A 24,424-nucleotide genomic window follows, 5' to 3' on the forward strand; every position below is an offset into this window, starting at 1 on the left:
CGTGACGTAGGCGGCGGCTCGCACCTTTACCTAGTTCAGTACGTACTACTGCTTCAAATTTCATAGTATTTACTCTCAAATATGAAAAAAATTAACGTCATATCCTACGATGCGACCTCGCTTGGATATGGTAGACGCTTAGAAGTAATTGGTAGTAACTCCATAAGCGAGCGCGGATACTAACACTGTATCGATTATCTCGCAATAGAGAATCAGTTTAAGTGGTTATCTTTTGAGTAAATTGATTCAAATAGTTAGCGAATGATTTATCGGTACAAGGCATCTATACATCAGGAGCGAATTCTACTGCGAAATGAATTAAAACTATTTACCCGCTCAATGAATGGAATCTGAATAAACCTCTCACTCGTCGTTAAGCTGAACCTAGTTACATTCTACCTCAACAAGAAAACCAATCAGAATGAGGTGACGCTATGGACGCGCTAAGTATCGTAATTATTACACTAAATGAAGAGAAGCGTATTGGACGCCTACTAGAGAATCTTGCCAGTCAAATGTATCAAGACTTTGAAGTCATAGTTGTGGACTCTAACAGTGATGACGCAACCTGTGATGTAGCGATGGCTTATGAGAGCGCCTTGCCGAGCTTAACGGTACATAAAATGGCTGGTAGAGGAACGAGTTTAGGTCGCAATACAGGCGCTTCATTGGCTAAACATCAGCGAATTCTGTTTCTAGATGCCGATGTTCAGTTGAGTGAGGCATTCTTGCATAACGCCTTAAGCGAGCTGAAAGAAAAAAAATTGGAAGTGGCAGGGGTATTTATGGGAGCAAAAGATCTGCCAATGATTCATAAGCTTGGTTATGGGTTGTTTAACGTTGGTCTATATGTGACTCAGTATTTCTTCCCGACGGCGGTTGGAGCATGTATTTTCTCGACAAAACGTGTTCATAGCGAAATTGGTGGGTTTGATGAAAGCATCGTGTTGTGCGAAGACTGCGATTACGTAAAGCGAGCAAGCCAGACATGGCGCTTCCGCTTTTTAAATCTGACATTTGGTTTTGATCCTCGCCGTCTTGATCAAGATGGTGTTTTCAAGATGGGTTATACCTACTTGTCAGCGAATGTTAGGCGTTTTCTGTTTGGTGAAATGCGTAATAATGAAATGAACTACCAGTTCGGCCACTATAAAGAACAGTAGAAGATAGTGGCGTAACGATGGAAGGATCAATCGGTTTGTTTTTTGGGGCTTTGCTCGATGCAGTCATCGGCCCCAATCTCTTTGTCCCGGGTGAGCCATTTATGCTCGCCGCAGGGTATCAGTTACATCAGGGTGTTATTGCGGGGGTGTTGGCGGTATTGCTAGGCGGGTTTCTTGGAGACCAAGTCAGTTACTATATTGGTCGACAGTTAGGGAAACCAGCGCAGAAAAAGCTTATCAAATGGCAAGGAAAAACGCGTCGCCCCATTGCTCGATGCCGTATGTTGATGGCTCGAAAAGGCAACTGGGTATTAGCGTTAGCTCGCTTACTTGGCCCTGTCGCATGGGTAGTGCCTTTTATGGCAGGAACACAACAAATTCGCTGGCAGCGCTTCACGTTCTACTCTTCAATTGGCTTGCTTCTTGGGGTTGGTCAGTTTGTTTTCTGGGGTTATATGTTGAGCTACGGCCTCGAGCAGTTTTCACTCCTCAATGATGTAAAGGTGTTTGTGGTTGAGCATCGGTTGAGCTTTTACGCAGTAGGGGGAGCATTTGCGACGTTTCTGGCAGCAAAACAGTTTAAATGGCGCTCTCCGATAAAGAAGTCGCTCGCTGTGTTGCTTGTGGCAGCTGTGACAGCAAACTACGCGCATTTCTTTTTATACTCTGATGATTTTCTACAATCTGAAAACAGCGTAGAAGCCAACGTGGAGTTATGGGTCGAGCCAACACAGCTATCACTCAAAGCGTATCCGGGCAAGTCTTCAGTGTTTGACGCGCAAGCCGTGAATATCATCTACTTTGGTGAAAATCCGCGAAAGCTGATGAATGATATGGGGTGGGTAGAGAACAAAACGTTTTCAAGGCACGATCTAGAGCTGGTTGATTATCTTAATTTGATCAAGCAAAACACGCCGCCGGTATCAGATCTTTTTTGGAACGATAGGCCGCAAGAGATGGCGTTTCAATTGCCTGGAAGTCTATTAAAAAGAAGTCACATTCGCTGGTGGAAAGCAGGAAGAGATCCTAACACTCAACAAACATTTTGGGTTGCGGCTCTTAGTTATGACAATGGACTGCAACTTACGCCTTACTCAGGTATTGTTACAGTGCTGCATAGCATTGACCCTGATGTAGATGAAGAAAGAGATCGGTTTGCTAACCAGCTTCTGTCTGCAGGAGGGGAGCAATTCGCCAAGTTAGATAGATTAACGGATCCAATTGTACTCGATGAGGAACATGATTACTTCTCGGATGGACAGGTACTTATCGTGAACGAGCAAGAACTACAATTAGCAAACAATAACTTGTGACATTGTCACTTAGTTAAAAAACGCGATACTTATGAGTATCGCGTTTTAGTTAGCTAGATAGTTTTAAAACAACTACCGCTTTAACTCCGCCCATTGGACTTCTTTCAAGTGACAACTTACCACGGTAGCTATGGGCCATTTCACTTACAATGTTTAGCCCTAGTCCAGTACCTGGTGTTGTCTCATCTAACCTGACTCCACGTTGAAGTACCTGATCGAGCTTTTCATCTGGTATTCCTGGTCCATCGTCTTCAACAATTATGGCAATGTTGTTTTCATCGCGGGTATCAGAATGTACGCGAATCACGGCGCTTGACCATTTATAGGCGTTTTCCAGTAGATTACCGACCATTTCATCGAAATCGGTATTCTCAACGGCGACCTCTATTTCTGAATCGATTTCGTTGATTAGGGTAATGTCGCGATAAGCGTAAACTTTATCAAATGCCATCGAAATCAAGTCGATGCGCTCCGCTGGCTGGGTTTTTACCGATAGAATGTTTTTCGAGCCTGCCATCCTTGCTCTGCCAAGGTGATAATCAATCTGGTGCTGGATTTGATTTATGGGCTCTTGAAGTTTGGCTCGGGTATCATCATCGGATGTGTTGATTTCATTTCTTAACACTGACAATGGGGTTTTTAATGCGTGGGATAGGTTTCCGGCATGGTGGCGAGCACGCTCGAGTAACTCTTGATAATGGAAGAGCAATGCGTTCAAGTCGAGGACGATTGGAGCGACTTCTCTTGGGTATTCTCCGTCTAAACATTCTTTGTCCCCCGAGCGGACTTGAGACAACTCTTTGTGCATTTTGGTTAACGGATTCAAGGACCATTGAATTTGAATGATGATGATAAATAGCACGCCAAAGTAGAGCAGGGCGAGGATAATCCAAAGTTGCCCCATAAGTTTTGCGACAGTGTCTTCTAATGGTTGCTCATCAATGCCGATCAGTACGTCAATGGGGCCGTCATATTCAGGAAAGTAGAGTGAGGTTTTAATGGTGAGAAGAATCTCATCTCTTGCGCCCAATGCGTGTTTTTCACCTTTGTCGAATGTGATTTTTTTATCCCAAAGCGAGCGAGAGCGTAGCTCGTCAGCACCATTTTCTATTGACCAATAGAGTCCGCTGTATGGTTGGTTAAATCGTGGGTCTGAAAGAGGTGTGGTGAGCGTGAGTTTACCTTCACTGTCAACTTCGACTGAGGCAGACAGTTCATCAAGATAGAGAGACAGCTGATCATTGGTGGAGTCAAGCATGTAGTTAAATACTTGCTTAGGGACCGTGACGCCCGCCGCAATGACCATGGCCGTCAGCCAAACAATAGCCGCCAGTACAAGGCGGCTTCGTAAACTCAGGCGTTTTAGTGGATAACGTTTTCTATTCGGCATTCAACTGGTATCCCAAGCCTCTAACGGTCTTAATGACTTTAGGCGCGATTTTTTTACGGATTCGTCCGATGAACACTTCGATGGTGTTGGAGTCTCTGTCGAAGTCTTGTTTATAAATGTGTTCGACCAGTTCAGTACGAGAAATCACCTTATCTGGGTTATGCATAAAGTAAGCGACGACTTTAAACTCTAGAGCCGTTAGGCTGATCGCTTGTCCTTGCCACATTACCTTTGATGTGCGGGTATCTAAACTTAGGTTACCATTTTGGATGACTGGGGACGCATTACCTGAGGCACGGCGCAGCTGAGCGCGGATACGAGCAATCAGCTCGACCATTTCGAACGGTTTGGTTTGGTAGTCATCAGCGCCTGCATTCAACCCTTCAACTCGCTGAGTGAGTGTGTCGCGTGCGCTCAAAATGATTATTGGGGTATTGATGTTTTCATCGCGAATGCTTTTCAAAACGGTTAGGCCATCGAGTTTAGGCAAACCGAGGTCAAGTACAATTGCTTCCCAATCTTCAGACGTCGCTCGATAAAGAGCATCAATACCATCGGTGGACAATTCAGGTGTCCAACCATTGTGTTCCAGTGCTTCAACGATTTGTTCACCTAGACGAGGTTCATCTTCAACGACAAGTATCTTCATATTATTGGTCTTCTTGATTTTTGAGAGCTTTGTGGAAGTGTCGGCCTTTTATCATCAACATTTCCAGCGTTTCAGCGTTATATTCGACTTTAATGATGTTGTTTTGGTGGTTGAGTTTTAACTCGTAAACCCAAACATCGTCATCTTCCTCTAGCTCGACTTCAATGATGCGTCCGCGCAAATCACGTTCTACCGCAGCGTACATCTCTGAAAAAGGACGAATGTAGCCTTTCTTAACGGCTTCATACACTTCGTCTTGGTCTTCTTCAAACTCGATTCTTGCCCCTGGCTTGTGAACATCTTGCACTAGAGCATGCCCGTCATGCTCAGAAGAAGCGAAGGCAATACTTGGCAGCCCAAGTAGGCAGAGAAGCAGAGGAAAGTATAGACGTCTCATCATAGGATACTCTCAGGTTGGTTAACCTGGTTAGTTTAAATTAACAAACATGAATGGTGAATGAATAGTTTTCTGGCTTTCGGTTGGGAATTTATAGAATGCTTACAAACCCTTACTTACTGATAGTAGTGATAAGGATATTATTTCAACGTTTGTATACTAGATGTTAATTTTATCAAGATAGGTTCCGATATATGGTTAGCCGATTATTTGTCCTGTTGTCACTGTTCTCTAGCTTAGCGTTCGGATTTGATGATCAGGCGATGGTCAGACTATCAGTAATGAATTATCAGCTATTTTCATCCAACAGTTCTATTGATGAGATTCTTCGAGCTGAGAATAACTTTGGGTATAGCGGCGTCATGTGCCGGCCGGGCAAAGCAGAGTCATGTTGGCTTGAACTAGTTCCAAAAGAACAAGATCTTAACGAATATAGTGTTATCTTAAAAAGCCTCTCTTCTCGCGAAGGTACGATTTACTTTTCCAACCGGCAAGAGCTTATTGAGCAATACAATTTTGAACAATATCGCTCTCTTAATTTAAATCTTAGCCTGCCTTACGATAAAGTTCTGATACGTTTTCCAACTGGTAAACAAGTTAATGTGAGCGCTATTTTTGTCCCCAATCCGGTACTCACAAATAAGATGGTGGTCAATCATGGCGTGGTGCTAGCCATTACTTTGTTTATCTTTGTAGTGAGTGTGTTTTATGTGCTTAACGTTTGGCGCGTGAAAAGATTTCAGGCGGGGTACATATTTCTCTATTCCGTTTCATTCTTATTGTTTTACATCTATAACTTTGGATTTATTTGGGATGGCGTTGATGAGGTAGGCGTTTACATCCATCGATTTTTTGTGAGTAAATACTGGTACTCAGCTTACACCGTTGCGTTAACAGGGCTCTATTTAATGGTGGTTTGCGCCAATGGCGCTAAAGCTAATTATGGACACTTTGCCATTTGCATCGGTATCTATGTTCTCCAAATTGCCATTCTTTATTTGTCTTTATTCCCTTTTTACCTTGTCCTCAATAATACATTTCTCGCTGCGCTTTCTTTGTGTACTTTATTGAACGAAAAGAACATAAAGCACAAACGATACATCTTGTTTTGCTATGTGGTCTGTTTTCTATCTTCCTACATGGTCGTGGAAACCTCTTTATCTCAATCTTTATTAACTCTTTACTTTTACGAAGTTCAGCTATTTTTCTTTGTTTCGCATATGTTGCTGATCTTGATTTGCATCTATGAACTGTCTGAACTCCGAGTGGTCAATTTTGGTGATTACAAAAAGCTAAAGTCCTCTTCTACACAAGACTTCATGACAGGGTTATCTAATCGAAAAGCGATTCACTACAAATCGAAACTGGCAGACTCAAAGTGTTTCTATTACATCGATGCAGACAAGTTAAAGTTCACTAACGATACTCAAGGCCACCATGTTGGGGATCGAATGCTGATTAACTTAGCAAGACGACTAAGAATCATCGCTGATGAGTGTGATGGAGAAGTATTTCGTGTGGGTGGTGATGAGTTTGTATTGGTCTCGACCCAGTCTGCATCGGATGCCTTGATTGAAACCCAGCAGGAAGTCGCATTAGGGGGAGGGGTGGAACAATGTTTCCAGTTTAGCTTCGGCCGTTATCGAAGCGTGCGCGGTGAGTTAATGGAAGACAGCATCTATAAGGCAGAATATTGCTGCCGTAAAGCTAAGCAATTGAAGCGGCGCTTCCAAGATTGGTGCGATCAGGACCAATTGATGCTCTATTCTCTACCTAGTTTACGCAAAGAAGCTGTCACACTCATTGAGTCAGATAAGCTTGTCTGTTTTGCTCAAAAGATCGTGTCGCTCTCTAGTCATGATCAGCGCTACGAATTACTGTGCCGTTTACAGCGAGATAACGAGGAAGAAGAGTATCACTCGGCTGGGAAAGTGTTGGATGTTGTGGCGTCGCATGGTCTTGAGAAAGAGCTTGATATTAAGATGTTGATGTTTGCTCGCCAGTTTTTACATCAGCATCAAACGGTATTTCTAAATCTGAACTTTTCAGTAAAAACGATTTTTGAGCCACAAGTGATAGATCTGTTGTTACAGTTTCCTACCTCCAGTCTCAACCGTTTAACAATAGAAGTGACCGAGCAGGTGTTTTATCGAGCGGATGCCAAATTTAAAAGTGTAATAGGGCAGATGAAACGCTTAGGTGTTTCGATTGCTTTGGATGACTTCGGCTCAGGGTACTCATCTTACTCGATTCTATCTGAAGTGGCGTTTGATATGATCAAAGTGGATGGTTCGTTGATCAAAGACATCCACGAGTCTCCTTTCAAAAAGCATATGGTGAAATCTCTGGTCGAGTTAGCTGCGATGAATGATACGATTTTGGTTGCCGAACGATTAGAACAGCAAGCCGAGTTGAATGAGCTCAAACAACTCGGTGTCGATCATTTCCAAGGCTATTTATTCCATAAACCGGGCTTAGCCACCACCGAGTTTGAAGTTTTAGGTGCCTATGCTAGCGATAGAGAAAATAGTGGTGAGCTGGCTTTTCACTAGCGAGCAAGTTCATCAGAAAATATCTTGTCACGCATTTTCCAAAAACGTCCAACTTTGCGTGCAATAACAAATTGAGGAAGACGGAATCTGTGTTGATTGTTGACCACCTTAGTTGGCGAAGCATCATCAAATGGACGATGTTTATCCGCTAAGTGGGGGCGAACAAACTGATCTTTAAATCGTTGCTTTTGATTTTTCGTGGTTAGAGGCCAAAACTCATGGACCTGCGCTTGATTGTCGCCAATATAGGTGACTTTTAGACTACTTTTGCCTTTTTCGTCTTTATGAACATTAAGATCCATATCTCGGCACTCAAACACTAATGCATCTTTGAGATTAAGAGCTTCTTTGAGTTTTTTATCCGGGTCAACCAAGGTTGCATCGCACTCATGGCAAATTCGTGCAGCGATGTCGTTGTCGGCGCCACATTCGCCGCAATATTTGGCGCGGAAACGATAGTTACAGTGCTCGCGCTCGCCAGTTTCTTCATCTTCAAAAAAGCCTTGGCACTTGCGACCAAAGTGTTCGATAAGAAAGCCGTTACTGTCTAGCTTTCCCCAGAAGTTATTATTGAACCCACATGCAGGGCAAGGGATGGTGATGATCTCACTGTCTGAATCAGGTTTTGCGTCGCCGACTTCTGGTTGATAGAGGTCGTAGCTATTGCCGGCATAATCCAGCACCAAACACTCGTCTTTTCCTGGCGACAATCTAAGCCCCCGACCAACAATTTGTTGGTATAAACTGATTGATTCTGTTGGTCTGAGTATTGCGATTAAATCAACGTGCGGTGCATCAAAACCAGTCGTAAGTACGGATACATTGACTAAGAATTTGGTTTTTCTATCTTTGAAGTTTTGAATGATGGCATCGCGTTCCGGTGTTGGGGTATCGCCAATAACCAGTGCAGTCTCGTTTTGTGGTAGTAAACCAAATATCTCTTGCGCATGTCGAACGGTGGCGGCAAAGATCATCACGCCTTGTTTATCTTTAGCAAGGTGGATGATTTGCTCAACAATTTGTGGCGTCGCGCGTTTTGCTTTGTCGATCACCATATCCATTTCAGACTCTTTATAGCGACCGGTTGAGGCTGGCGTTAATTGTGAAAAGTCATAGCTCAACACAGGGGCATCCATCATTCTGGCGGGCGTTAGAAAGTTCTCATCCAGCAAATATCGGATTGGTAGCTCGAAAATACAATCACGAAAAAACCTTGGCTCTTCGGTACGCACAAGGCCGCGGGTGTGGTACTGGTAGATCCAACCCATACCCAGTCGATAAGGCGTTGCCGTTAGTCCGAGCACTTTGATACCAGGGTTGAGCTCTTTTAAATGAGAGATGACTTTTTGATAGCTGGTATTTTTATTATCCGGTACTCGATGGCATTCATCGATGACTAACAGGGAGAACTGATTTTTAAACTCATCCAGATTACGGACTACGGATTGTACAGAGGCAAACACGACTTGTTGGTCGGTTTCTTTCCGGCCTAATCCTGCTGAATATATCGCCCCTTTAAGTCCATAACCTTCATACTTAGCGTGGTTTTGCTCGACCAGCTCTTTTACGTGAGCGAGTACTAAAACACGTCCTTTAGCGAGGCGAGCGAGCTCTGCAATCACCAAGCTTTTTCCTGCTCCAGTTGGTAAGACAAGAACAGCAGGGGAAGAGTGCTTACGAAAGTAATGAATAACGGCTTTAACAGAGTCGGCCTGATAGGGGCGAAGTGTATACATAAATTGTGTGAAATAGCTCAACTATTTGTGTTAGTCGCACTATAATACCCCACCTAACAAAGATGAGGTATTCATGCGTTTAGATAAATATTTGTGTGATGCACTGGGTGCGACACGTAAAGAAGCAACAAAGATCATTAAAAGCGGTGATGTTACAGTAAACGACGTAATGCAAAAGAGCGGTTCGTTCAAAGTGACAGAAGAGTGTGTTGTAGAGTGGCAAGGCCGTGAAATTCAAAAACCAGGCCCACGTTACATCATGTTGTTTAAGCCTGATGGATTTGTTTGTTCGCATGAAGATGGCTTCAACCAAACAGCTTTCGCATTGTTGGATGAAGTAAAGATGGAAGAGCTGCACTTCGCGGGTCGCTTGGATGTTGATACTACTGGCTTGGTTCTTATAACCGATGATGGCCAGTGGTCACACCGCATTACGTCACCTAAGCATAAGTGTGAAAAAACGTATCGCGTTTGGCTGGTGGATCCGATTGGCGAAGACTACGCCGATAAACTTGCGCAAGGTGTTGAGCTGCGTAATGAGAAAGAGCCAACGTTACCTGCGAAGATGGAAATCGTTAATCAAGACGAAAATGAGGTATTGCTAACGATAACGGAAGGTAAGTATCACCAAGTGAAACGTATGTTCGCAGCCTTGGGTAACAAGGTTGAGCACTTACATCGCGAGCGTATTGGCGCAATTGAGCTTGATTACTCACTCGAACCTGGCGAATACCGCTATTTGACTGAAGAAGAAGTGGGTTCTGTTTGGAATTAATGCCCCTTTGAGGAAATACTTTAATTCCAAATAGGAACTAGTCATTTCTATCAGTTTAGTTGAATATAGATCAGTTCAAGACTCGCGGATGCGGGTCTTTTGTTTCTGTTTGGTTGCAGCACGGAGGCTGCATATCTAACGCAACCGAGTAGGAGTGTTATGTCCAATCCCACTGTTGAGCAAACCAACGCCCCACAAATCAGTTTTCTTCTTTTCCTTATTCTAGGGGCAATTGGAGCGCTTACACCGCTCGCTATTGATATGTATTTACCCGCGATGCCGACCATCGCAAAAGATCTGGGTGTCGCAGAAGGCGCAGTACAAATCACGTTAACCGCTTATACTGCGGGTTTTGCGCTCGGTCAGTTGATTCACGGTCCGTTAGCTGACAGCTATGGTCGTCGTCCTGTTTTATTACTGGGTGTTTTGTTTTTCGGCATTGCCGCGGTTGTCAGTGCGACCACCACAGGTATTGAAGCGTTGACTTGGGTTCGTACTGCGCAAGGCTTTGCGGGTGCAGCCGCAGCAGTAATCATTCAAGCCGTTGTCCGAGATATGTTTGACCGCGAAGATTTTGCTCGTGCTATGTCTTTCGTTACGCTGGTTATGACGGTTGCTCCATTAGTAGCGCCTATGATTGGTGGTCATGTGGCGGTGTGGTTTGGCTGGCGTGCCATTTTTTGGATTCTAGCTGCGTTCGCTGCCATCGTTATTCTTCTGGTCTTGTGGAAAATTCCAGAAACGCTCAGTGAAGATAAAAAGCAGCCGCTGCGCTTTCGTACTACGATGCGTAACTACTTCAGGCTTTGTTCAAACCCTACCGCGATGGGGCTTATATTTTCTGGTGCGTTCTCGTTCTCGGGCATGTTTGCATTTTTGACTGCTGGTTCGTTCGTCTATATTGATATTTATGGTGTTCGCCCCGACCAATTTGGTTATCTGTTTGGCCTGAATATCGTGGCAATGATCATTATGACCAGCATTAACGGCCGATTGGTGAAGAAGGTCGGGTCGCATAACATGCTGCGTTTTGGTCTAACTGTACAGCTTATCGCCGGTCTGGGGCTTTTTGTGGGCTGGCTTCTTGACCTAGGCTTATGGGGCACAGTACCTTTCGTGGTTATGTTTATTGGTACTTTGTCTACGATTGGCAGTAACTCAATGGGATTACTATTGAGCGGTTATCCTACTATGGCGGGTACGGCATCTTCATTGGCAGGTACATTAAGATTTGGTACTGGTTCTATTGTTGGTGCGATTGTCGCATTTATGCCAGGTGGCGTGACGTGGCCAATGGTAACGACAATGACGGCATGCTCGATTTTGTCTGCCGCATTATATTGGATATTTGGAAGAAAGGCGTAATGTCTGAATACACGATTGAGATTCAAAAATTAGTTAATACAGCCCTAGATGAACTGGCGACTGAGCATAAATCTGGTAAAGCAGTGAATGCGCCAGCAGCAAACAACTTGTATCTGCTTCGCTGGATAACCCGCGCCATAAAAGGTCAGCGATTTCCTCGTATCGTCAGTGGCGATTTGATTCGCTGGCAGAAAATGGGGCGCTCAAAAGGTAATGACGCAGGTCTAATGATGACGTTCCAACGGATTTCAAAGTACTACGCGCAATTCTTCCCACAAGGTCAAGAAGAACGAGTAATTAAAGATCATGAAATCAATGCTTTTATCGATATGATGGAAGAGCAGGGCTGGGAAGTGACGACATCGGAAGAGCTTGTGGATTGCGGTAAGGTGCAAATCTATACTGAAGGCCCAAACTCTCTTGCTATGTGTACAGAGCAATGCGAAAACTGCTTTGATGGCGAAGATATGATCAAGCCGATGAGTTGGTTTGTTCGCGGTCATCATGCTGACTTTATCGAGAAAGCATCGGCAGCGGGTTTTATGGTGCACAAGGTGACGGATTACAAATCAAATGTTAAGTATCACGGCGAGTATTTGGTCTACCCAGATAACCGTGGTGAGCATTTGGCTGAGATTCCATTGAGTCTTACAGCGTAAGTGTAAGATCTGATATAACTAAAAAGAGCGCCTATTGGTGCTCTTTCGCTTTTCTTACAATTGCCTTAACCATGCCTTTAAATATGAACATGTGGGCTGGCATCATGGCAAACCAGTAAAGAAGGCCTGGTAAGCCTTGCGGATGCCACCAAGCTGTGACATTTAAACGGCGAGTTTCACCATTGTCGTCTATCGTAAATTCTAGTCGTCCTAACCCTGGACCTTTCATGCCAAATAGAAGAGATAAGAACTGATTTGGTTCGCAGCGAATCACTTTCCAGGAGTCTATGAAGTCACCGACGACAAGTTCTGGGCCAGGAGGCGAGCGGCGAATAGGCTTTCCTCCACCGAAGAAAATATCTAGCCACTCTCGAGTTCTCCAAAGTAGGTTCGCGAAGAAATAGCCTTCTTTTCTACTGCCGATTTGACGAACAATTTCCCATAACTGTTCACTTGAAAGTTGTGTCTCTATGCTGGCACCCGTCTGCTTGGGGTAGTAGCCATAACCCGCTTGCCAACGTTTCAGTGCTGCTGGGTCATAACCCCATACTTCGCTTCGCACAAAGGTTCCTTCAGCAGCGATGCTATCTTTGACCATCTCATTGAATGAAATTAAAGGCTGAGGGAAACGGAGGCGAATATCATCAGAGTTAGCGATAAAGTCATGCTCTAGGCCAGAAAGTAGCGCTGAACCAATACTTGACGGCACAGAGGTCACGACCCCCAGCCATTTAGAGGCCATTGATGGTGTTAGTAACGATGTTGACCACATCTTAATGGGTTTGTTAATGACGTCACTAATGACATGAAACTGCTCTCGATAGCTGAGTATATCGGGACCACCAACTTCGTACAGTGAGTTATTTACAGGCTCTTCTTCTGCCAGACAAAGTAAGTAATGATTGAGGTTACTTAACGCTATTGGGTTGGCTTTAGAGTCCACCCACTTTGGGGTGATCAATACGGGCATGTTATAGACGAAATCGCGCATGATCTCGAAGGCGGCGGAACCTGCACCAATGATCACACCAGCTCTAAGTTCAGTAATGGGAATTCCGGCTTTTCGTATGATTTCGCCGGTCATTCGTCTTGCTTTGAGATGTTCAGAATTACCCGTTTGAGGTTGAATAGCACTTAGATAGACAACGTGCTTTACCTGGCTGTTTGTCAGCGCTGATGTAAAGTTCTCAGCCAATGACAACTCGTATTCCAGAAAGTCGTGTCCGTGCGCCATACCATGTACTAAGAAATAGATAAGATCGAAGTGAGGAATAAGTTCTTTAGTTGCTTGGGCATCGGCCAGGTCCAAATAGCGAATGCTGAGGTTAGGATGAGGGGTAACTCGAGCGGATAGATAGTCTATCTGCCTGGCTGCTGCCGTCACCTGGTAGCCTTTTTCGCATAGTTGATTAAGCAGTTGTGATCCCACGTATCCAGACGCGCCAAGAACAAGCACCTTTTTCATCGCTATCCTCTATGAAATTGATGGTTTCAATATTCAACTGATCATATAATGATCAGCTAAATTTTCCTATATATCAGACTGTTGTTGTGAGTCGGTGACGCCTTATGCTATCTCAAATTTTATACCACACTAAAGGTGACTTTATACGACGCTTAATTGCGATTGCGTTACCGATCACTTTACAAAGCATCATGTTCTCTAGCCGCAGCTTGGTTGACGTGCTTATGCTGGGACAACTTGGTGAAGCGGAAATAGCCGCAGTAGGTGTTGCTGCGCGTGCTACTTTTGTGACCACGATTATGTTAGTTGGGGTTACCACGGGTGGCGCATTACTGACAGCTCAGTATTGGGGGGCAGGAGACAAACAAGGGGTTCGAGAAAGTACCGCGTTAACATGGCTTGTTTCTACTATATTCGCTGCATTTACGGCCGGCTTATTTGTGTTATTTCCTACCCAGATAATGGGCTTGGCGACCAATAACCAAGAAGTGATAGCGCTTGGCGCAGAGTATTTAGTGATTACCTCAGTAAGTATGTTCGCCGTATCATGTGTAGCAAGTATGGCGGTGGGTCTGCGCGCTATGCATAAACCTGGTTTGAGCACGTTTTTTAGTGGCATTGGAATTTTGTCGAATATCTTTCTTAACTGGGTACTTATATTTGGTAAGTTTGGTGTGCCAGCCATGGGAATCAAAGGCGCAGCCATTGCCACTATTATGAGTGGTGCGATCGAAGTGTTGACACTCTTTAGCTACCTTCATATTAAAAAGCACCTTCTGGCATTCGGGTTTACCGAAATTCGTGCAGTCATTGATTGGCCTAGAATTGTAAAATTCCTAAAGCTTTCTTTACCGACAACATTTAACTTTCTGGCGTGGGCAGGCGGTTTGTTCGCTTACCATGCGATTCTTGGTCAATCCGGGGTTCAAGGATTAGCGGCACTTTCAGTGATGAGCCCAGTCGAATCTATCTCGCTCGCGTTATTGATTGGCATGTCTAACGCAGCTGCGGTGCTCGTTGGTAACCAAATTGGAGCCAAAAACTATGAAGAGGTTTATTACCAGGCCGTTGGCGTAACTCTTCTTAGTGTGGTTGTTGGTATCATCGTAGCCTTTGTGCTCTATCTGGTCCAAGGGTTGGTGTTGGATTCGTTCACTGCGTTAACTCCAGAAACCCGGGCGCTATCTGAAAAGTTCATGCTGGTACTGAGTTTTGGAATCGTGCTGCGCTCTGTACCAATGATGACGATAGTGGGGGTTTTACGTGCTGGTGGCGACGTGAAATTTTGCTTGTATCAAGATCTCGTTGCTCAATGGTTGATTGGGATTCCACTAGCAGCTTTTGCTGCAATTGGTCTTGGTTGGCCGCCTGAGTGGATTTATCTATTGTTTTTGACCGAAGAGCTACTTAAATGGTTTGGTTCTGTTTATAGAATGACCACACGCAAGTGGATTCGTAATTTGATCGAAAATTAGACATAGAGCGATAAGTTAGTGTGTTTCGATGCATATCTTGTGATCTAGTATCCAAAATGCTTCCTAGTTCGGGCGAATTAGTGTAGATTCACAGTCCGAATTTTTTTGTTTTCGAGAGTTTTGATGCTGCAACTAACAGACCTAAGTAAAGGCTATGTAGATGGTGGTGAATTTCACCCAGTTTTACAAGGTGCTGAGTTGTCATTAAAGCAAGGTGAGCAAGTTGCCTTAATGGGTGAAAGTGGTTCCGGTAAAAGTACCTTGTTGAACTTAATTGCTGGATTGGACACGGTCGACTCGGGTGAAATTTGGTTTCCAAACTTTACAATGCATCAGGTTTCGGAAAGCAAACGCACTGCTTATCGCCGTAATAACATTGGCCTCATCTTTCAGCAGTTCAACCTACTTCCAACGTTAAACATTGCCGATAACATCCGGTTCTGCCGCCAACTGAAAGGTTTACCTGATGACCAAGGCCTTTGGCGTCAAATACTCTCAGCACTTGATCTAATGCCATTGCTTGGTCGTTACCCAGAAGAAGTCTCTGGTGGTCAGCAGCAACGTGCGGCAATTGCTCGTGCTTTATATATGGAACCTAAAATCCTACTGGCAGATGAGCCAACGGGTAGTCTTGACGAGCGTAATGCTGAGGCGGTGATGCGCTTGCTTACGTCGTTAACTAAACAGTTAGAGTGCACCTTGTTGTTGGTGACACACAGTGAACGTGTTGCGGGCCATATGGAAGGCCGAATCCGTCTTCAAGGAGGGCAACTGCATGTTATGGCCCGTAGTTAAAGCACTACTTGGCCATTACAGACGTTATCCTTTTCAAATCATTCTTGTCTGGCTTGGTCTCACTTTAGGCGTGTCGTTATTGGTTGGCGTTAGCTCAATTAATAGCCATGCAAGACAAAGCTACGAACATGGCGAGAAACTATTTTCTAATCCTCTCCCTTATCGTATTCGTCCTAAACATACGACGAATAAAATCCCACAGGGCTTTTATGTCCAGTTGCGCCGTGATGGTTTCCATCAATGTTCTCCGTTTGAAAGTTTAAGAGTTCATACCGAGCAGGGCGCGGATCTTATGTTGGTCGGTATCGATCCAGTAGCAATGATGAAGCTTCAGCCTGGGGCAATGTTAAAAGACATAACTTCATTGCAGTTGATGCGGCCACCGTTTCCTATTTTAGTTAGCCAAGATCTTGCCGAACACATGAAGTGGGCCAATGGTGGTTTCATTCGCCTAGAAGATGGCAGCAAGTTAGGGCCAATCGTTATTGACTCGCAGGGAATGCTCAACGGTACGCGAATTATTGCGGATATGTCTCTGCTAAGAATGCTTGAGCGTAGCTCCGGTATCTCTGTTATTGCTTGTAGTGACATGCCACCAGAGAAACTGGCTAAGTTGAAAGCTTATTTACCAAATGGAATGGAGCTAAGCAGGAGCTCTCGAGCTGAATTGGAATCATTAACCGAAGCTTTCCATATGAATTTAAGTGCGATGGGGATGCTCGCGTTTTTGGTCGGCTTATTCATTTTCTATCAAGCGATGTCTCTTTCGCTGATACAGCGTCAACCATTGGTGGGGATTCTACGTCAAACGGGTGTCTCAGGATGGCAGTTAACTCAAGCGTTGGTTTTAGAGCTGATTTTCTTAGTCATGATTAGCTGGGTATGCGGCAATGTATTAGGTTTATTGTTGGCTAACCAACTTATTCCTGCAGTTTCAGCCAGTTTAGGTGATCTCTATGATGCCAATGTTGGGCTAGCGCTAGAGTGGACCTGGACGGCCAGTCTATATAGCTTATACCTTTCTTTAATTGGTGCTTTCGCTGCATGTGCTTGGCCACTATTTAGATTGCTCCGTTCGCAGCCAATTCGTTTGACGACACGCCTATCTTTAGTTCGTTTTGCAGGCACTGAATTTACCATCCAGGCTTTAGTTGCATGTGCACTTTGTGTCGCTGCTATTGCAATCTATCAAGCGCCTCAAACACAAGAGTCCGGCTTCGCCATCATAGCTTTAATGCTGCTGAGTGTAGCGTTATTCACTCCGTATCTTATTTGGAAGGTATTTGATGGTTTCTCCTATTCTTTGCGTTGGGTAAAAGCGCGTTGGTTTTTCGCGGATGCTGCTGCCAGCATGAGTTATCGGGGTGTAGCGACGATGGCATTTATGCTAGCTATGGCCGCCAATATTGGTGTTGAGACTATGGTAGGCAGTTTCCGTGACACTACAGATAAATGGTTAAGCCAACGTTTAGCCGCTGACCTCTATATCTATCCAAATACCAATGCTGCAGCACGCATGAGTACTTGGCTGAGTAAGCAACCAGAAGTAGATAAAGTATGGTGGCGTTGGGAGAAAGAGCTCAATACCCTGAAAGGGCCTCTGCAAGTTGTCAGTACAGGCGCTTCTGAGGGCGAACTTGATGCACTGACAGTTAAGCTAGGTGTTCCGAATTATTGGTACCACTTACACCATTCTAAAGGTGTGATGATCAGCGAGTCTATGGCGTTGAAGCTGGGTATACGTCCAGGAGATTATGTCGATTTAGCCGGAGGGCTTGGCCAAGGCTGGCAAGTGGTGGGTGTCTATTACGATTACGGAAACCCTTATAACCAAGTTCTGTTATCACATCGCAATTGGCTGTATGCCTTTGCTGGCGGTGGTAGCGTCGCACTTGGCGCTGTACTTAATGATGGCGTAAATCCTATGGGGTTGAAACGTCGTATGGAGTCGGTATTTAGAATTGATTCAGAACGTATCTTTGACAATAGCCATATTCATAAGCAAGCTATGCGCGTGTTTGATCGTACGTTCTCTATCGCAGATACGTTAGGAAACATCACTTTGGTGATCGCAGTCTTTGGTATCTTTTTCGCCACGATTGCCGGTGAGGTTTCGCGACAGAAACACATATCTTTACTTCGATGTTTGGGCATGTCGGGTAGAGAGCTGGTAATCATGGGGAGCTTACAGCTATTTGTATTTGGTGCTATATCGATCTTGATCGCGATGCCACTGGGCCTAGCGCTTGCAAGGCTGGTTGTTGATATCATCATTAAACAGTCGTTTGGTTGGACCTTGGAACTGCAATTTATCCCAAGCGAATATATGCAAACGAGCGCAATGGCCATGTTGTCATTAGTTGTCGCTGGGGCTATTCCTGTATTAAGAATGATTCGCGGCACTGCGATGAAATCGTTGAGAGAGTCATTATAAATGAGCAGTAAACTTAGTATCTTAGTGCGGCGACTCGTGGTTATTTCGATCGTTGCGACGTTCATATATGTTGCTGTCACATCTTTTTTTGATGACTCGTCTCAATCGCAATCTAGTCAAGCCGTCAGCTCAGTCCTTATCTCCGAATCTAACCAGATTTTTGAACCTGTATTGCCGGACACGCCTGTTATCCTGCCTCAAGATTTCGCTTTTCATAACTCTTTTCAACATGAATGGTGGCATTACTTTGCAAATGTCACCGACCAATATGGTGAAAAATATGGCGTTCAGTGGAGCTATTTCCGGATAGCCAGCAGTGATAGTGATTGGTCTGGTTGGTTAAGCCCTCAAATATTTGTTTCTCATATTGTTGTTACGCACGGTACACAAGTATGGAAAGAGCAGCGAGTCGCTCGAGGAGGAATTGGTCAAGCGGGCATGTCGAATCGGCCGTTTAGAACCTGGATCGATAACTGGAACTGGCGCTCTCTCGGCGATACGCCGTTTCCTGGGCAGTTGACTGTATCGACTGATGAATTTGATGTTGAGTTAACCAGTATTACAAGAGGGCCGTACGTCCTTCCAGGAGATAAAGGTTATAGACAGAAGCATGATTTATTGCCGGTTTCTTCCTATAATTTGTCAGCCCCCTTTCTTCGAGTGAAAGGGCTACTAAACCTTGGTAACGGACGCTTGCTTAATGTTCAAGGCGATGCGTGGATGAGCAAGGAGTGGGGCAGTGGTCTTATGGCGGAAGGGCAGCAAGGTTGGGATTGGTTTGTTGTTCATCTTGATGATGAAACCACTTTGTCATTGAGTCGTTATAGGCATACTAACCAAATGCCTCATATTTTTGGAACCCTGGCGACCACTGATGGTAAAGTCATTGATTTGTCATCAAATGATGTCAAGATGAAGCCTCTACTATCTAAAACTGTAGCGAGTGGTAAAGTACTCCCATTGCAATGGTCGATTGAGATTCCGAACCAGAATATTAGCTTAACGACAAGTGTAATGAACTCAGATTCGTGGCTACCATTTGTCATTCCGTATTGGGAAGGACCAATATCAACAACCGGTTCTCATCGAGCACAAGGCTTTATGCAATTGACAGGGTACTAACTAAGTTGATGAAAGCACCATGTTCTAGGTAGAGCAGCTTCTTATAGTATGAGAAGCTGCTCTTTTGCTTTTCTAGGGTTATTTCTACATATTGCCTATAATTGGATCAGGAAAATAGAAGGGATTAGCCTTGTTTATATCGGAAATACCGAAGTTAAAACTCTAAACAAGCGATTTTTCCTGTAGTTTTGTAATCTATACACTCGTCTGTATTCTTTGTTAATCGCTTATTAACATAATAAATATAAGGAAGATATCATGAGTGATATTATTCGCGATTTTTTCAAGATGGAGTCTGCTGGTGGTATTCTGCTAGTAATTACTGCTGCCATCGCTATGACCATTGCAAACTCTCCTCTGGCAGACGTTTATCAAAGTACGCTTCATTCTTACGTACTGGGTATGTCTGTTTCTCACTGGATTAATGACGGCCTTATGGCTGTGTTCTTCTTGTTGATAGGCTTAGAGGTTAAACGCGAATTACTTGAAGGTGCTTTAAAGTCGAAAGAAACCGCTATTTTCCCTGCCATTGCAGCGGTTGGTGGTATGTTGGCTCCGGCGCTTGTTTACGTTTTGTTTAATTCAGCTGATCCTGCAGCTATTCAAGGGTGGGCTATCCCAGCAGCAACGGATATCGCCTTTGCTCTAGGCATTATGGCTCTACTTGGTAAGCGTGTTCCTGTTAGCTTGAAAGTTTTCTTGTTAGCGCTCGCGATCATTGATGACCTTGGTGTGGTAGTCATTATTGCTCTGTTCTACACCAGTGAACTATCAACATCTGCGTTAGCCGTCGGCTTTGCGATGACTGCGTTACTGTTTTTCTTAAACTCTAAGCATGTGACTAAGTTGACTCCGTATCTTATTGTCGGATTTATTCTTTGGGTTGCAGTATTAAAGTCAGGCGTGCACGCAACATTGGCAGGTGTGGTTATTGGTTTTGCAATCCCGCTGAAAGGTGACAACGGCTCCTATTCCCCTTTGAAGCACATGGAGCATGCTCTTCATCCATACGTTGCATTTGCGATTTTACCTGTTTTCGCATTTGCTAATGCTGGTATTTCATTAGAGGGTGTTTCGCTGTCGAGTTTAGGTACGGCTCTTCCTCTTGGTATTGCGTTAGGGCTGCTTGTTGGTAAGCCGCTAGGTATCTTCTCATTCAGCTGGGCTGCGGTGAAGTTAGGCGTTGCTAAATTGCCAGAGGGTATTAACTTCAAGCATATTTTCGCGGTTTCAGTTTTGTGTGGTATCGGCTTTACGATGTCGATATTCATATCGTCGCTGGCTTTTGGTCAAGCAAACGTAGAGTTCGATACATACGCTCGCTTAGGTATCCTAATGGGGTCAACAGTCTCTGCGATTCTGGGCTATGTGCTACTTAGAATGTCACTGCCAGTTGTGCAAGAGTCTAAAGCGGGTGGGGCTAACGAGCTTAACTCTCACCATTAAGCTAAGTTAAATGAAAAGCGCCTCGTTTTTACGAGGCGCTTTTGTTTTTAACATGTAATTTGTTACTTCTCTTTAGTCGTAAATATCGTCCACTCTTCAACCACTTCTTCACTCAAACCAACCACAGTAGCGGTAACTTTTCTGTTCAAAGCGTGAGAGCTTTCGTCATCACCCTCCGCTTCTAAACGAGTCTCACCGTAACCAATAATAGAAACTCGGCCAGGATCAACATAGAAGGACAGAAGCTCGTCTTCGACAGCGTGGGCTCGTTTTTTTGATAGTTCTAGGTTGTATTCAGGGGCTCCGACTTTACTGGCAAAGCCCTGAATTTGAATCGAAGCAGACTGGTACTTATCTAAGAATTCTGCCATGGTTTGAATCTGATCAGAGAAGATAGGGTTTATCTCGTAAGAGTCATTGGCAAATAATATTCTAAGCTGACGCTCCTCTTCACTCTTCAAACGCTCCCCGCAGCCATCATTATCGACTAATGCTCCCTCTGGTGTGTTCGGGCAGATGTCTCGAGCGTTGACAACACCATCTTTATCGTCATCAGTCAAATCGGCTATTTGGTCTGCGACTGGGGTTTCTATGTATTCGAACTCATCCTCCGCTGAAGCAGTGAACATACTTGCTAAAAGCAACGAAGCCAGAGGGATAATCAATAGATTCTTCATAATCAGTACTCCACTCTTTCTGTCCATTCTTTCGGCGTGTCAACAAGCAAAGCATCAAGTAGGATGCCTGTTGCATTCATCACTCTGTATTTTGCATATTGCTCAGCATAATGAGCATCTAAATAGTCCTTTCTTGCTTCAAATAGCTCATTCTCTGTATTAAGCAAATCCAGTAAGGTTCTTTGACCAATACGATATTGCTTTTCATAGGATAAGACCGTCTCTGCTGCAGAGTCTACGTGATCAGCTAAGAAGTTTTTCTGCTGAAGCGTTAAATCCAAAGCACTCCATGATAAACGAAGGCCTTCTTCAACTTGTCGGTAGGCATCATCACGAAGATCCTTTGCCTTGTTCAACTGATATGCAGCTCGTTCTGATAGATCACTATCAGAGCCTCCATTGAACAAGTTGTATCGCATACGAATCATAGCGAGTGTTTCTTCACTTCTACCTTCATCACCACCTGCATCATCACGCCACGTTTGGCTAGCTTCAATAGAAAAAGTCGGATAAAAATTTCCTTTAGATTGTTTGTATTGAAAACGAGCTGCGTCAACATCAATCATTGATAGCTTAATGACGGGATGATTGTCGTTTGCTTGGATGATCGCATCGGTTAATGAGAGTGGCAGCTTATCTTCGTCAGCTCGCGGATAAATGAGTCCGAGTGGGTCTTGTCCTACAAGGCGCTTAAACTGGGTATGTGTGTCGACAAGGTTATTTTGTGCCGCTAGCAAGTTACCGTGTGCTTTCGCGATCCGAGCTTCAACTTGGGATACGTCTGCAGTGGATCCAATTCCAGATTCAGCCCTTCTTTTGATATCCCGGTAGATTTCTTTATGTACCGCCAAGTTGCTTTCAGACAGAGCGAGGACTTCTGTCGCTTTCACTGCGTCTAAATAGATATCTGTGACTTTAAGTGCCATGTCTGACGCGTCAGAAAGGAGTTGTAATCGAATAGACTCGGCTTCAGCCGCTGTTCTATCCATATCGTTGAGTGTTGCGGAGCCGTCCCAAATCAATTGCGTCAAACTAACGGTTGCTTCTTTTCTCGTGAGATTGGTAGTTTCTCGCGCTGTGGAATCGGCAGGATCAATTCGTTCGTATCCTATCCCAGCATCTAAATCAATACTTGGTAAGTACGCGCCACCTGCAGCAGAATTTTGCTTTACCGCGCTCTTAAACTCATTGAATACCGCTTTAATTTCAGGGTTCGTAGCTAGGGTAATCGCGACAGCTTGCTCCAAAGTTTGGGCGTAGCTTTCAAAGCTTGATAGAGCAATACAACTCGCAATCAGAGATTTTTTCCAGTTCAAGGTAGCCTCCTTAGTCATAAGTGCTAGGAACTTATGAATTAGGTTGAGAGTGTCGATGGGCGCAAACGTTAAGAAAAGCGTAGTCTAGATGAGAAGAAAATGAGAGCTAATGCATGCTTATTGGCTTTATTAATTACTTTTTTGTCAATTTTCGTTGGTACTTTCTTGCCATTGATTGGTTTGCCAGTTACTGCGCGTCTAAAGTTAACAGGATGTACTAGTTCGTTTTAACTATAGGTCATTTATTAAAGTAAGCCTTTAGTTAGTCATGCAATTGGGAAGTTTGGCGATGAATATGAACAACCTAACAACGTTTACGTTGGCAAATGCTACTGTAGTCATTGATGCTAATGGCCAATTTAGAGAGCTTGCACCAGGCGAGCAGCCTAACCCGGGAGAGGTGATTGTTGTCGGCGACAACAATGATGTGCGTTCTGATGATGGAGGCGTACCAGAATTTGCCGCTCAGTTAGTCGGTGATGATGGTGGGCTGACCGATTTAGATTTAGAAAATGAAATCGCTTCGATCTTCGAACAGATTGAACAGGGTGTCGACCCAACGCTTAACGAAGACTTCGCAACCGCGGCCGGTGGTCAAAACGGGTCAAGTCTGACAGGCTCGGGAGATATAGAGCGTACTGGGGAAGAAACGCTCGCAGAGACCTCTTTCGATACAACGGGTTTAGAATCCCAGGGTTTATCTGAAACTCAGAGTCTTTCTTTACTTGAGCTAGCAGAGGAATCATTAGCTCCTCAAGCTTTAATTGTCGGTGATGACAATGTGAGGGAAGACGAAACGGATGAGCCTTTAACGCTTAGTGGAACGCTTGTCGCGAGTGAAACGGAAGATCCTACATTTATTCCGCAGGTTGACGTTCAAGGAACTTATGGCCTCTTTTCAATTGATGAGGATGGTAACTGGACGTTTGTTGCTGACCATGCATTTGACGAACTAAACATTGGTGATCTGGTATCTGAATCTTTTGAGGTTCAGTCAAGTGATGGCACGCTTGCAACGGTAACGGTAACCATTGATGGTACTAACGACCTGCCAGAATTTGTAGAAGCTGGCTCGAATGAAAGCCCAGAACTCAGCCCGTTTAATGTCGATTCATACTCCTTTGACTACGCAGAAGGTACTGAATCTGGGGTGACCATTGGTCAAGTCGCTGCAACTGACCCAGACAACAGTGTTCTGATTTTCAGTATCTCAACTAACCTTCAAGATGGTGAGGGTAATGACCTTTATCAAATCGATCCTGACACAGGTGAAATCAGCTTGACTGATGCAGGATCTGCGGCTTATGTAAATGACTTTGAGTTGCTTGCTAACGCTCACAGTATTGTCGTAACAGTAACGGAAGGTGACGGTATTGGTGAACCACAATCTGTCGATGTTGACGTGTTCTTGAATGAGCAGAACATTGATGATAATCCCCCTGTTTTTGAAGATACCGACCCAGAAACTGGTTCGTATGCCTTTTCATATAATGAAAACTCACTTGAAAGTGATGTCATTGGTACGGTGTCTGCGGTGGATAGTGATGGAGAAAATGTTACCTACAGCATTACAGGCAATGTCACCAACGATGCAGATGAGCCACTGTTTGAAATCGATTCGGTTTCGGGTGAAATCAGCCTAACGGCAGCGGGTGTGGCGGCGTTCACCAATGATTATGAGTTGGCAGCGAATGT

The 24,424-nt window shown here is 44.4% G+C and carries 19 protein-coding genes and 1 pseudogene; 12 read left to right on the forward strand and 8 right to left on the reverse strand.

Translation table 11 applies throughout. From position 1 onward, the window contains the following. Positions 1-64, reverse strand: a pseudogene (locus tag AC4MRV_RS17665) (50S ribosomal protein L25); the annotation flags it as partial. Positions 65-434: 370 nt separating this feature from the next. On the opposite strand from AC4MRV_RS17665, the gene AC4MRV_RS17670 reads away from it, so the two are divergent. Then, positions 435-1,163: a glycosyltransferase family 2 protein gene (locus AC4MRV_RS17670; protein ID WP_491188632.1), complete on the forward strand. Its 729-nt coding sequence runs from the start codon at positions 435-437 to the stop codon at positions 1,161-1,163. Between the two features lie 17 nt (positions 1,164-1,180). Then, a complete protein-coding gene (locus AC4MRV_RS17675; protein WP_491188633.1) occupies positions 1,181-2,476 on the forward strand; it encodes an LssY C-terminal domain-containing protein in 1,296 nt (431 codons plus the stop codon). A 49-nt stretch (positions 2,477-2,525) separates the two neighbouring features. Here AC4MRV_RS17675 and AC4MRV_RS17680 read toward each other — a convergent pair whose 3' ends face one another. From AC4MRV_RS17680 to AC4MRV_RS17690, 3 genes are read right to left on the reverse strand one after another with little or no spacing between them, the layout of a single operon-like run. Next, positions 2,526-3,866: an ATP-binding protein gene (locus AC4MRV_RS17680; protein ID WP_491188634.1), complete on the reverse strand. Its 1,341-nt coding sequence runs from the start codon at positions 3,864-3,866 to the stop codon at positions 2,526-2,528. Beyond that, the gene (locus AC4MRV_RS17685; protein ID WP_491188635.1) at positions 3,856-4,515 is read right to left on the reverse strand and encodes a response regulator transcription factor; all 660 of its coding nucleotides are present in this window, start codon (positions 4,513-4,515) and stop codon (positions 3,856-3,858) included. Before AC4MRV_RS17685 ends, AC4MRV_RS17680 begins: the two co-directional genes overlap by 11 nt. 1 nt (position 4,516) lies before the next feature. Further along, positions 4,517-4,912 (reverse strand): PepSY domain-containing protein, encoded by a 396-nt coding sequence (locus AC4MRV_RS17690; protein WP_491188649.1) that lies wholly within the window; start codon positions 4,910-4,912, stop codon positions 4,517-4,519. Between the two features lie 194 nt (positions 4,913-5,106). Here AC4MRV_RS17690 and AC4MRV_RS17695 point away from each other — a divergent pair, with 194 nt between their 5' ends. Next, entirely contained in the window at positions 5,107-7,464 is a 2,358-nt protein-coding gene (locus AC4MRV_RS17695) for a bifunctional diguanylate cyclase/phosphodiesterase (protein WP_491188636.1), read from the forward strand. Here the strand turns inward: AC4MRV_RS17695 and radD are convergent. Next, positions 7,461-9,200: a DNA repair helicase RadD gene (radD, locus tag AC4MRV_RS17700; RefSeq protein ID WP_491188637.1), complete on the reverse strand. Its 1,740-nt coding sequence runs from the start codon at positions 9,198-9,200 to the stop codon at positions 7,461-7,463. The two genes, AC4MRV_RS17695 and radD, sit on opposite strands and share 4 nt — an antisense overlap. Before the next feature lie 73 nt (positions 9,201-9,273). On the opposite strand from radD, the gene rsuA reads away from it, so the two are divergent. From rsuA to AC4MRV_RS17715, 3 genes are all read left to right on the forward strand, one after another. Beyond that, entirely contained in the window at positions 9,274-9,975 is a 702-nt protein-coding gene (gene rsuA / locus AC4MRV_RS17705) for a 16S rRNA pseudouridine(516) synthase RsuA (protein WP_491188638.1), read from the forward strand. A gap of 159 nt (positions 9,976-10,134) precedes the next feature. Further along, complete coding sequence (locus AC4MRV_RS17710; RefSeq protein ID WP_491188639.1) at positions 10,135-11,340, forward strand: Bcr/CflA family multidrug efflux MFS transporter; 1,206 nt, start codon at positions 10,135-10,137, stop codon at positions 11,338-11,340. Beyond that, entirely contained in the window at positions 11,340-11,999 is a 660-nt protein-coding gene (locus AC4MRV_RS17715) for a DUF2913 family protein (protein WP_491188640.1), read from the forward strand. Before AC4MRV_RS17710 ends, AC4MRV_RS17715 begins: the two co-directional genes overlap by 1 nt. Before the next feature lie 31 nt (positions 12,000-12,030). Here the strand turns inward: AC4MRV_RS17715 and AC4MRV_RS17720 are convergent, their stop codons facing one another. Then, positions 12,031-13,464, reverse strand: a complete 1,434-nt coding sequence (locus AC4MRV_RS17720) for a DUF2867 domain-containing protein (RefSeq protein ID WP_491188641.1) — start codon at positions 13,462-13,464, stop codon at positions 12,031-12,033. A gap of 104 nt (positions 13,465-13,568) precedes the next feature. Here AC4MRV_RS17720 and AC4MRV_RS17725 point away from each other — a divergent pair, with 104 nt between their 5' ends. From AC4MRV_RS17725 to nhaA, 5 genes are all read left to right on the forward strand, one after another. Further along, positions 13,569-14,939 (forward strand): MATE family efflux transporter, encoded by a 1,371-nt coding sequence (locus AC4MRV_RS17725; protein ID WP_491188642.1) that lies wholly within the window; start codon positions 13,569-13,571, stop codon positions 14,937-14,939. 123 nt (positions 14,940-15,062) lie between these two features. Beyond that, positions 15,063-15,734 (forward strand): ABC transporter ATP-binding protein, encoded by a 672-nt coding sequence (locus tag AC4MRV_RS17730; protein ID WP_491188643.1) that lies wholly within the window; start codon positions 15,063-15,065, stop codon positions 15,732-15,734. After that, positions 15,715-18,168, forward strand: coding sequence for an FtsX-like permease family protein (locus tag AC4MRV_RS17735; RefSeq protein WP_491188644.1), 2,454 nt, complete (start codon positions 15,715-15,717; stop codon positions 18,166-18,168). The genes AC4MRV_RS17730 and AC4MRV_RS17735 overlap by 20 nt, the downstream gene beginning before the upstream one ends. After that, entirely contained in the window at positions 18,169-19,290 is a 1,122-nt protein-coding gene (locus AC4MRV_RS17740) for a lipocalin-like domain-containing protein (RefSeq protein WP_491188645.1), read from the forward strand. Between the two features lie 258 nt (positions 19,291-19,548). Continuing rightward, positions 19,549-20,736: a Na+/H+ antiporter NhaA gene (gene nhaA / locus AC4MRV_RS17745; RefSeq protein WP_491188646.1), complete on the forward strand. Its 1,188-nt coding sequence runs from the start codon at positions 19,549-19,551 to the stop codon at positions 20,734-20,736. 62 nt (positions 20,737-20,798) lie between these two features. Here the strand turns inward: nhaA and AC4MRV_RS17750 are convergent, their stop codons facing one another. Then, a complete protein-coding gene (locus AC4MRV_RS17750; protein WP_491188650.1) occupies positions 20,799-21,365 on the reverse strand; it encodes an OmpA family protein in 567 nt (188 codons plus the stop codon). Between the two features lie 50 nt (positions 21,366-21,415). Beyond that, positions 21,416-22,729, reverse strand: coding sequence for a TolC family outer membrane protein (locus AC4MRV_RS17755; RefSeq protein ID WP_491188647.1), 1,314 nt, complete (start codon positions 22,727-22,729; stop codon positions 21,416-21,418). A 295-nt stretch (positions 22,730-23,024) separates the two neighbouring features. On the opposite strand from AC4MRV_RS17755, the gene AC4MRV_RS17760 reads away from it, so the two are divergent. Continuing rightward, positions 23,025-24,424, forward strand: a 1,400-nt coding sequence (locus AC4MRV_RS17760) for a VCBS domain-containing protein (protein ID WP_491188648.1), incomplete at its 3' end; no start/stop codon positions are given.

The organism is Vibrio sp. (assembly GCF_984391705.1).

Excerpts from the sequence above, each read along its gene's own strand:
- AC4MRV_RS17670 (WP_491188632.1), top strand. The coding sequence starts at position 435 with ATGGACGCGCTAAGTATCGTAATTATTACACTAAATGAAGAGAAGCGT.
- AC4MRV_RS17675 (WP_491188633.1), top strand. The coding sequence starts at position 1,181 with ATGGAAGGATCAATCGGTTTGTTTTTTGGGGCTTTGCTCGATGCAGTC.
- AC4MRV_RS17680 (WP_491188634.1), bottom strand. The coding sequence starts at position 3,866 with ATGCCGAATAGAAAACGTTATCCACTAAAACGCCTGAGTTTACGAAGC.
- AC4MRV_RS17685 (WP_491188635.1), bottom strand. The coding sequence starts at position 4,515 with ATGAAGATACTTGTCGTTGAAGATGAACCTCGTCTAGGTGAACAAATC.
- AC4MRV_RS17690 (WP_491188649.1), bottom strand. The coding sequence starts at position 4,912 with ATGAGACGTCTATACTTTCCTCTGCTTCTCTGCCTACTTGGGCTGCCA.
- AC4MRV_RS17695 (WP_491188636.1), top strand. The coding sequence starts at position 5,107 with ATGGTTAGCCGATTATTTGTCCTGTTGTCACTGTTCTCTAGCTTAGCG.
- radD (WP_491188637.1), bottom strand. The coding sequence starts at position 9,200 with ATGTATACACTTCGCCCCTATCAGGCCGACTCTGTTAAAGCCGTTATT.
- rsuA (WP_491188638.1), top strand. The coding sequence starts at position 9,274 with ATGCGTTTAGATAAATATTTGTGTGATGCACTGGGTGCGACACGTAAA.
- AC4MRV_RS17710 (WP_491188639.1), top strand. The coding sequence starts at position 10,135 with ATGTCCAATCCCACTGTTGAGCAAACCAACGCCCCACAAATCAGTTTT.
- AC4MRV_RS17715 (WP_491188640.1), top strand. The coding sequence starts at position 11,340 with ATGTCTGAATACACGATTGAGATTCAAAAATTAGTTAATACAGCCCTA.
- AC4MRV_RS17720 (WP_491188641.1), bottom strand. The coding sequence starts at position 13,464 with ATGAAAAAGGTGCTTGTTCTTGGCGCGTCTGGATACGTGGGATCACAA.
- AC4MRV_RS17725 (WP_491188642.1), top strand. The coding sequence starts at position 13,569 with ATGCTATCTCAAATTTTATACCACACTAAAGGTGACTTTATACGACGC.
- AC4MRV_RS17730 (WP_491188643.1), top strand. The coding sequence starts at position 15,063 with ATGCTGCAACTAACAGACCTAAGTAAAGGCTATGTAGATGGTGGTGAA.
- AC4MRV_RS17735 (WP_491188644.1), top strand. The coding sequence starts at position 15,715 with ATGTTATGGCCCGTAGTTAAAGCACTACTTGGCCATTACAGACGTTAT.
- AC4MRV_RS17740 (WP_491188645.1), top strand. The coding sequence starts at position 18,169 with ATGAGCAGTAAACTTAGTATCTTAGTGCGGCGACTCGTGGTTATTTCG.
- nhaA (WP_491188646.1), top strand. The coding sequence starts at position 19,549 with ATGAGTGATATTATTCGCGATTTTTTCAAGATGGAGTCTGCTGGTGGT.
- AC4MRV_RS17750 (WP_491188650.1), bottom strand. The coding sequence starts at position 21,365 with ATGTTCACTGCTTCAGCGGAGGATGAGTTCGAATACATAGAAACCCCA.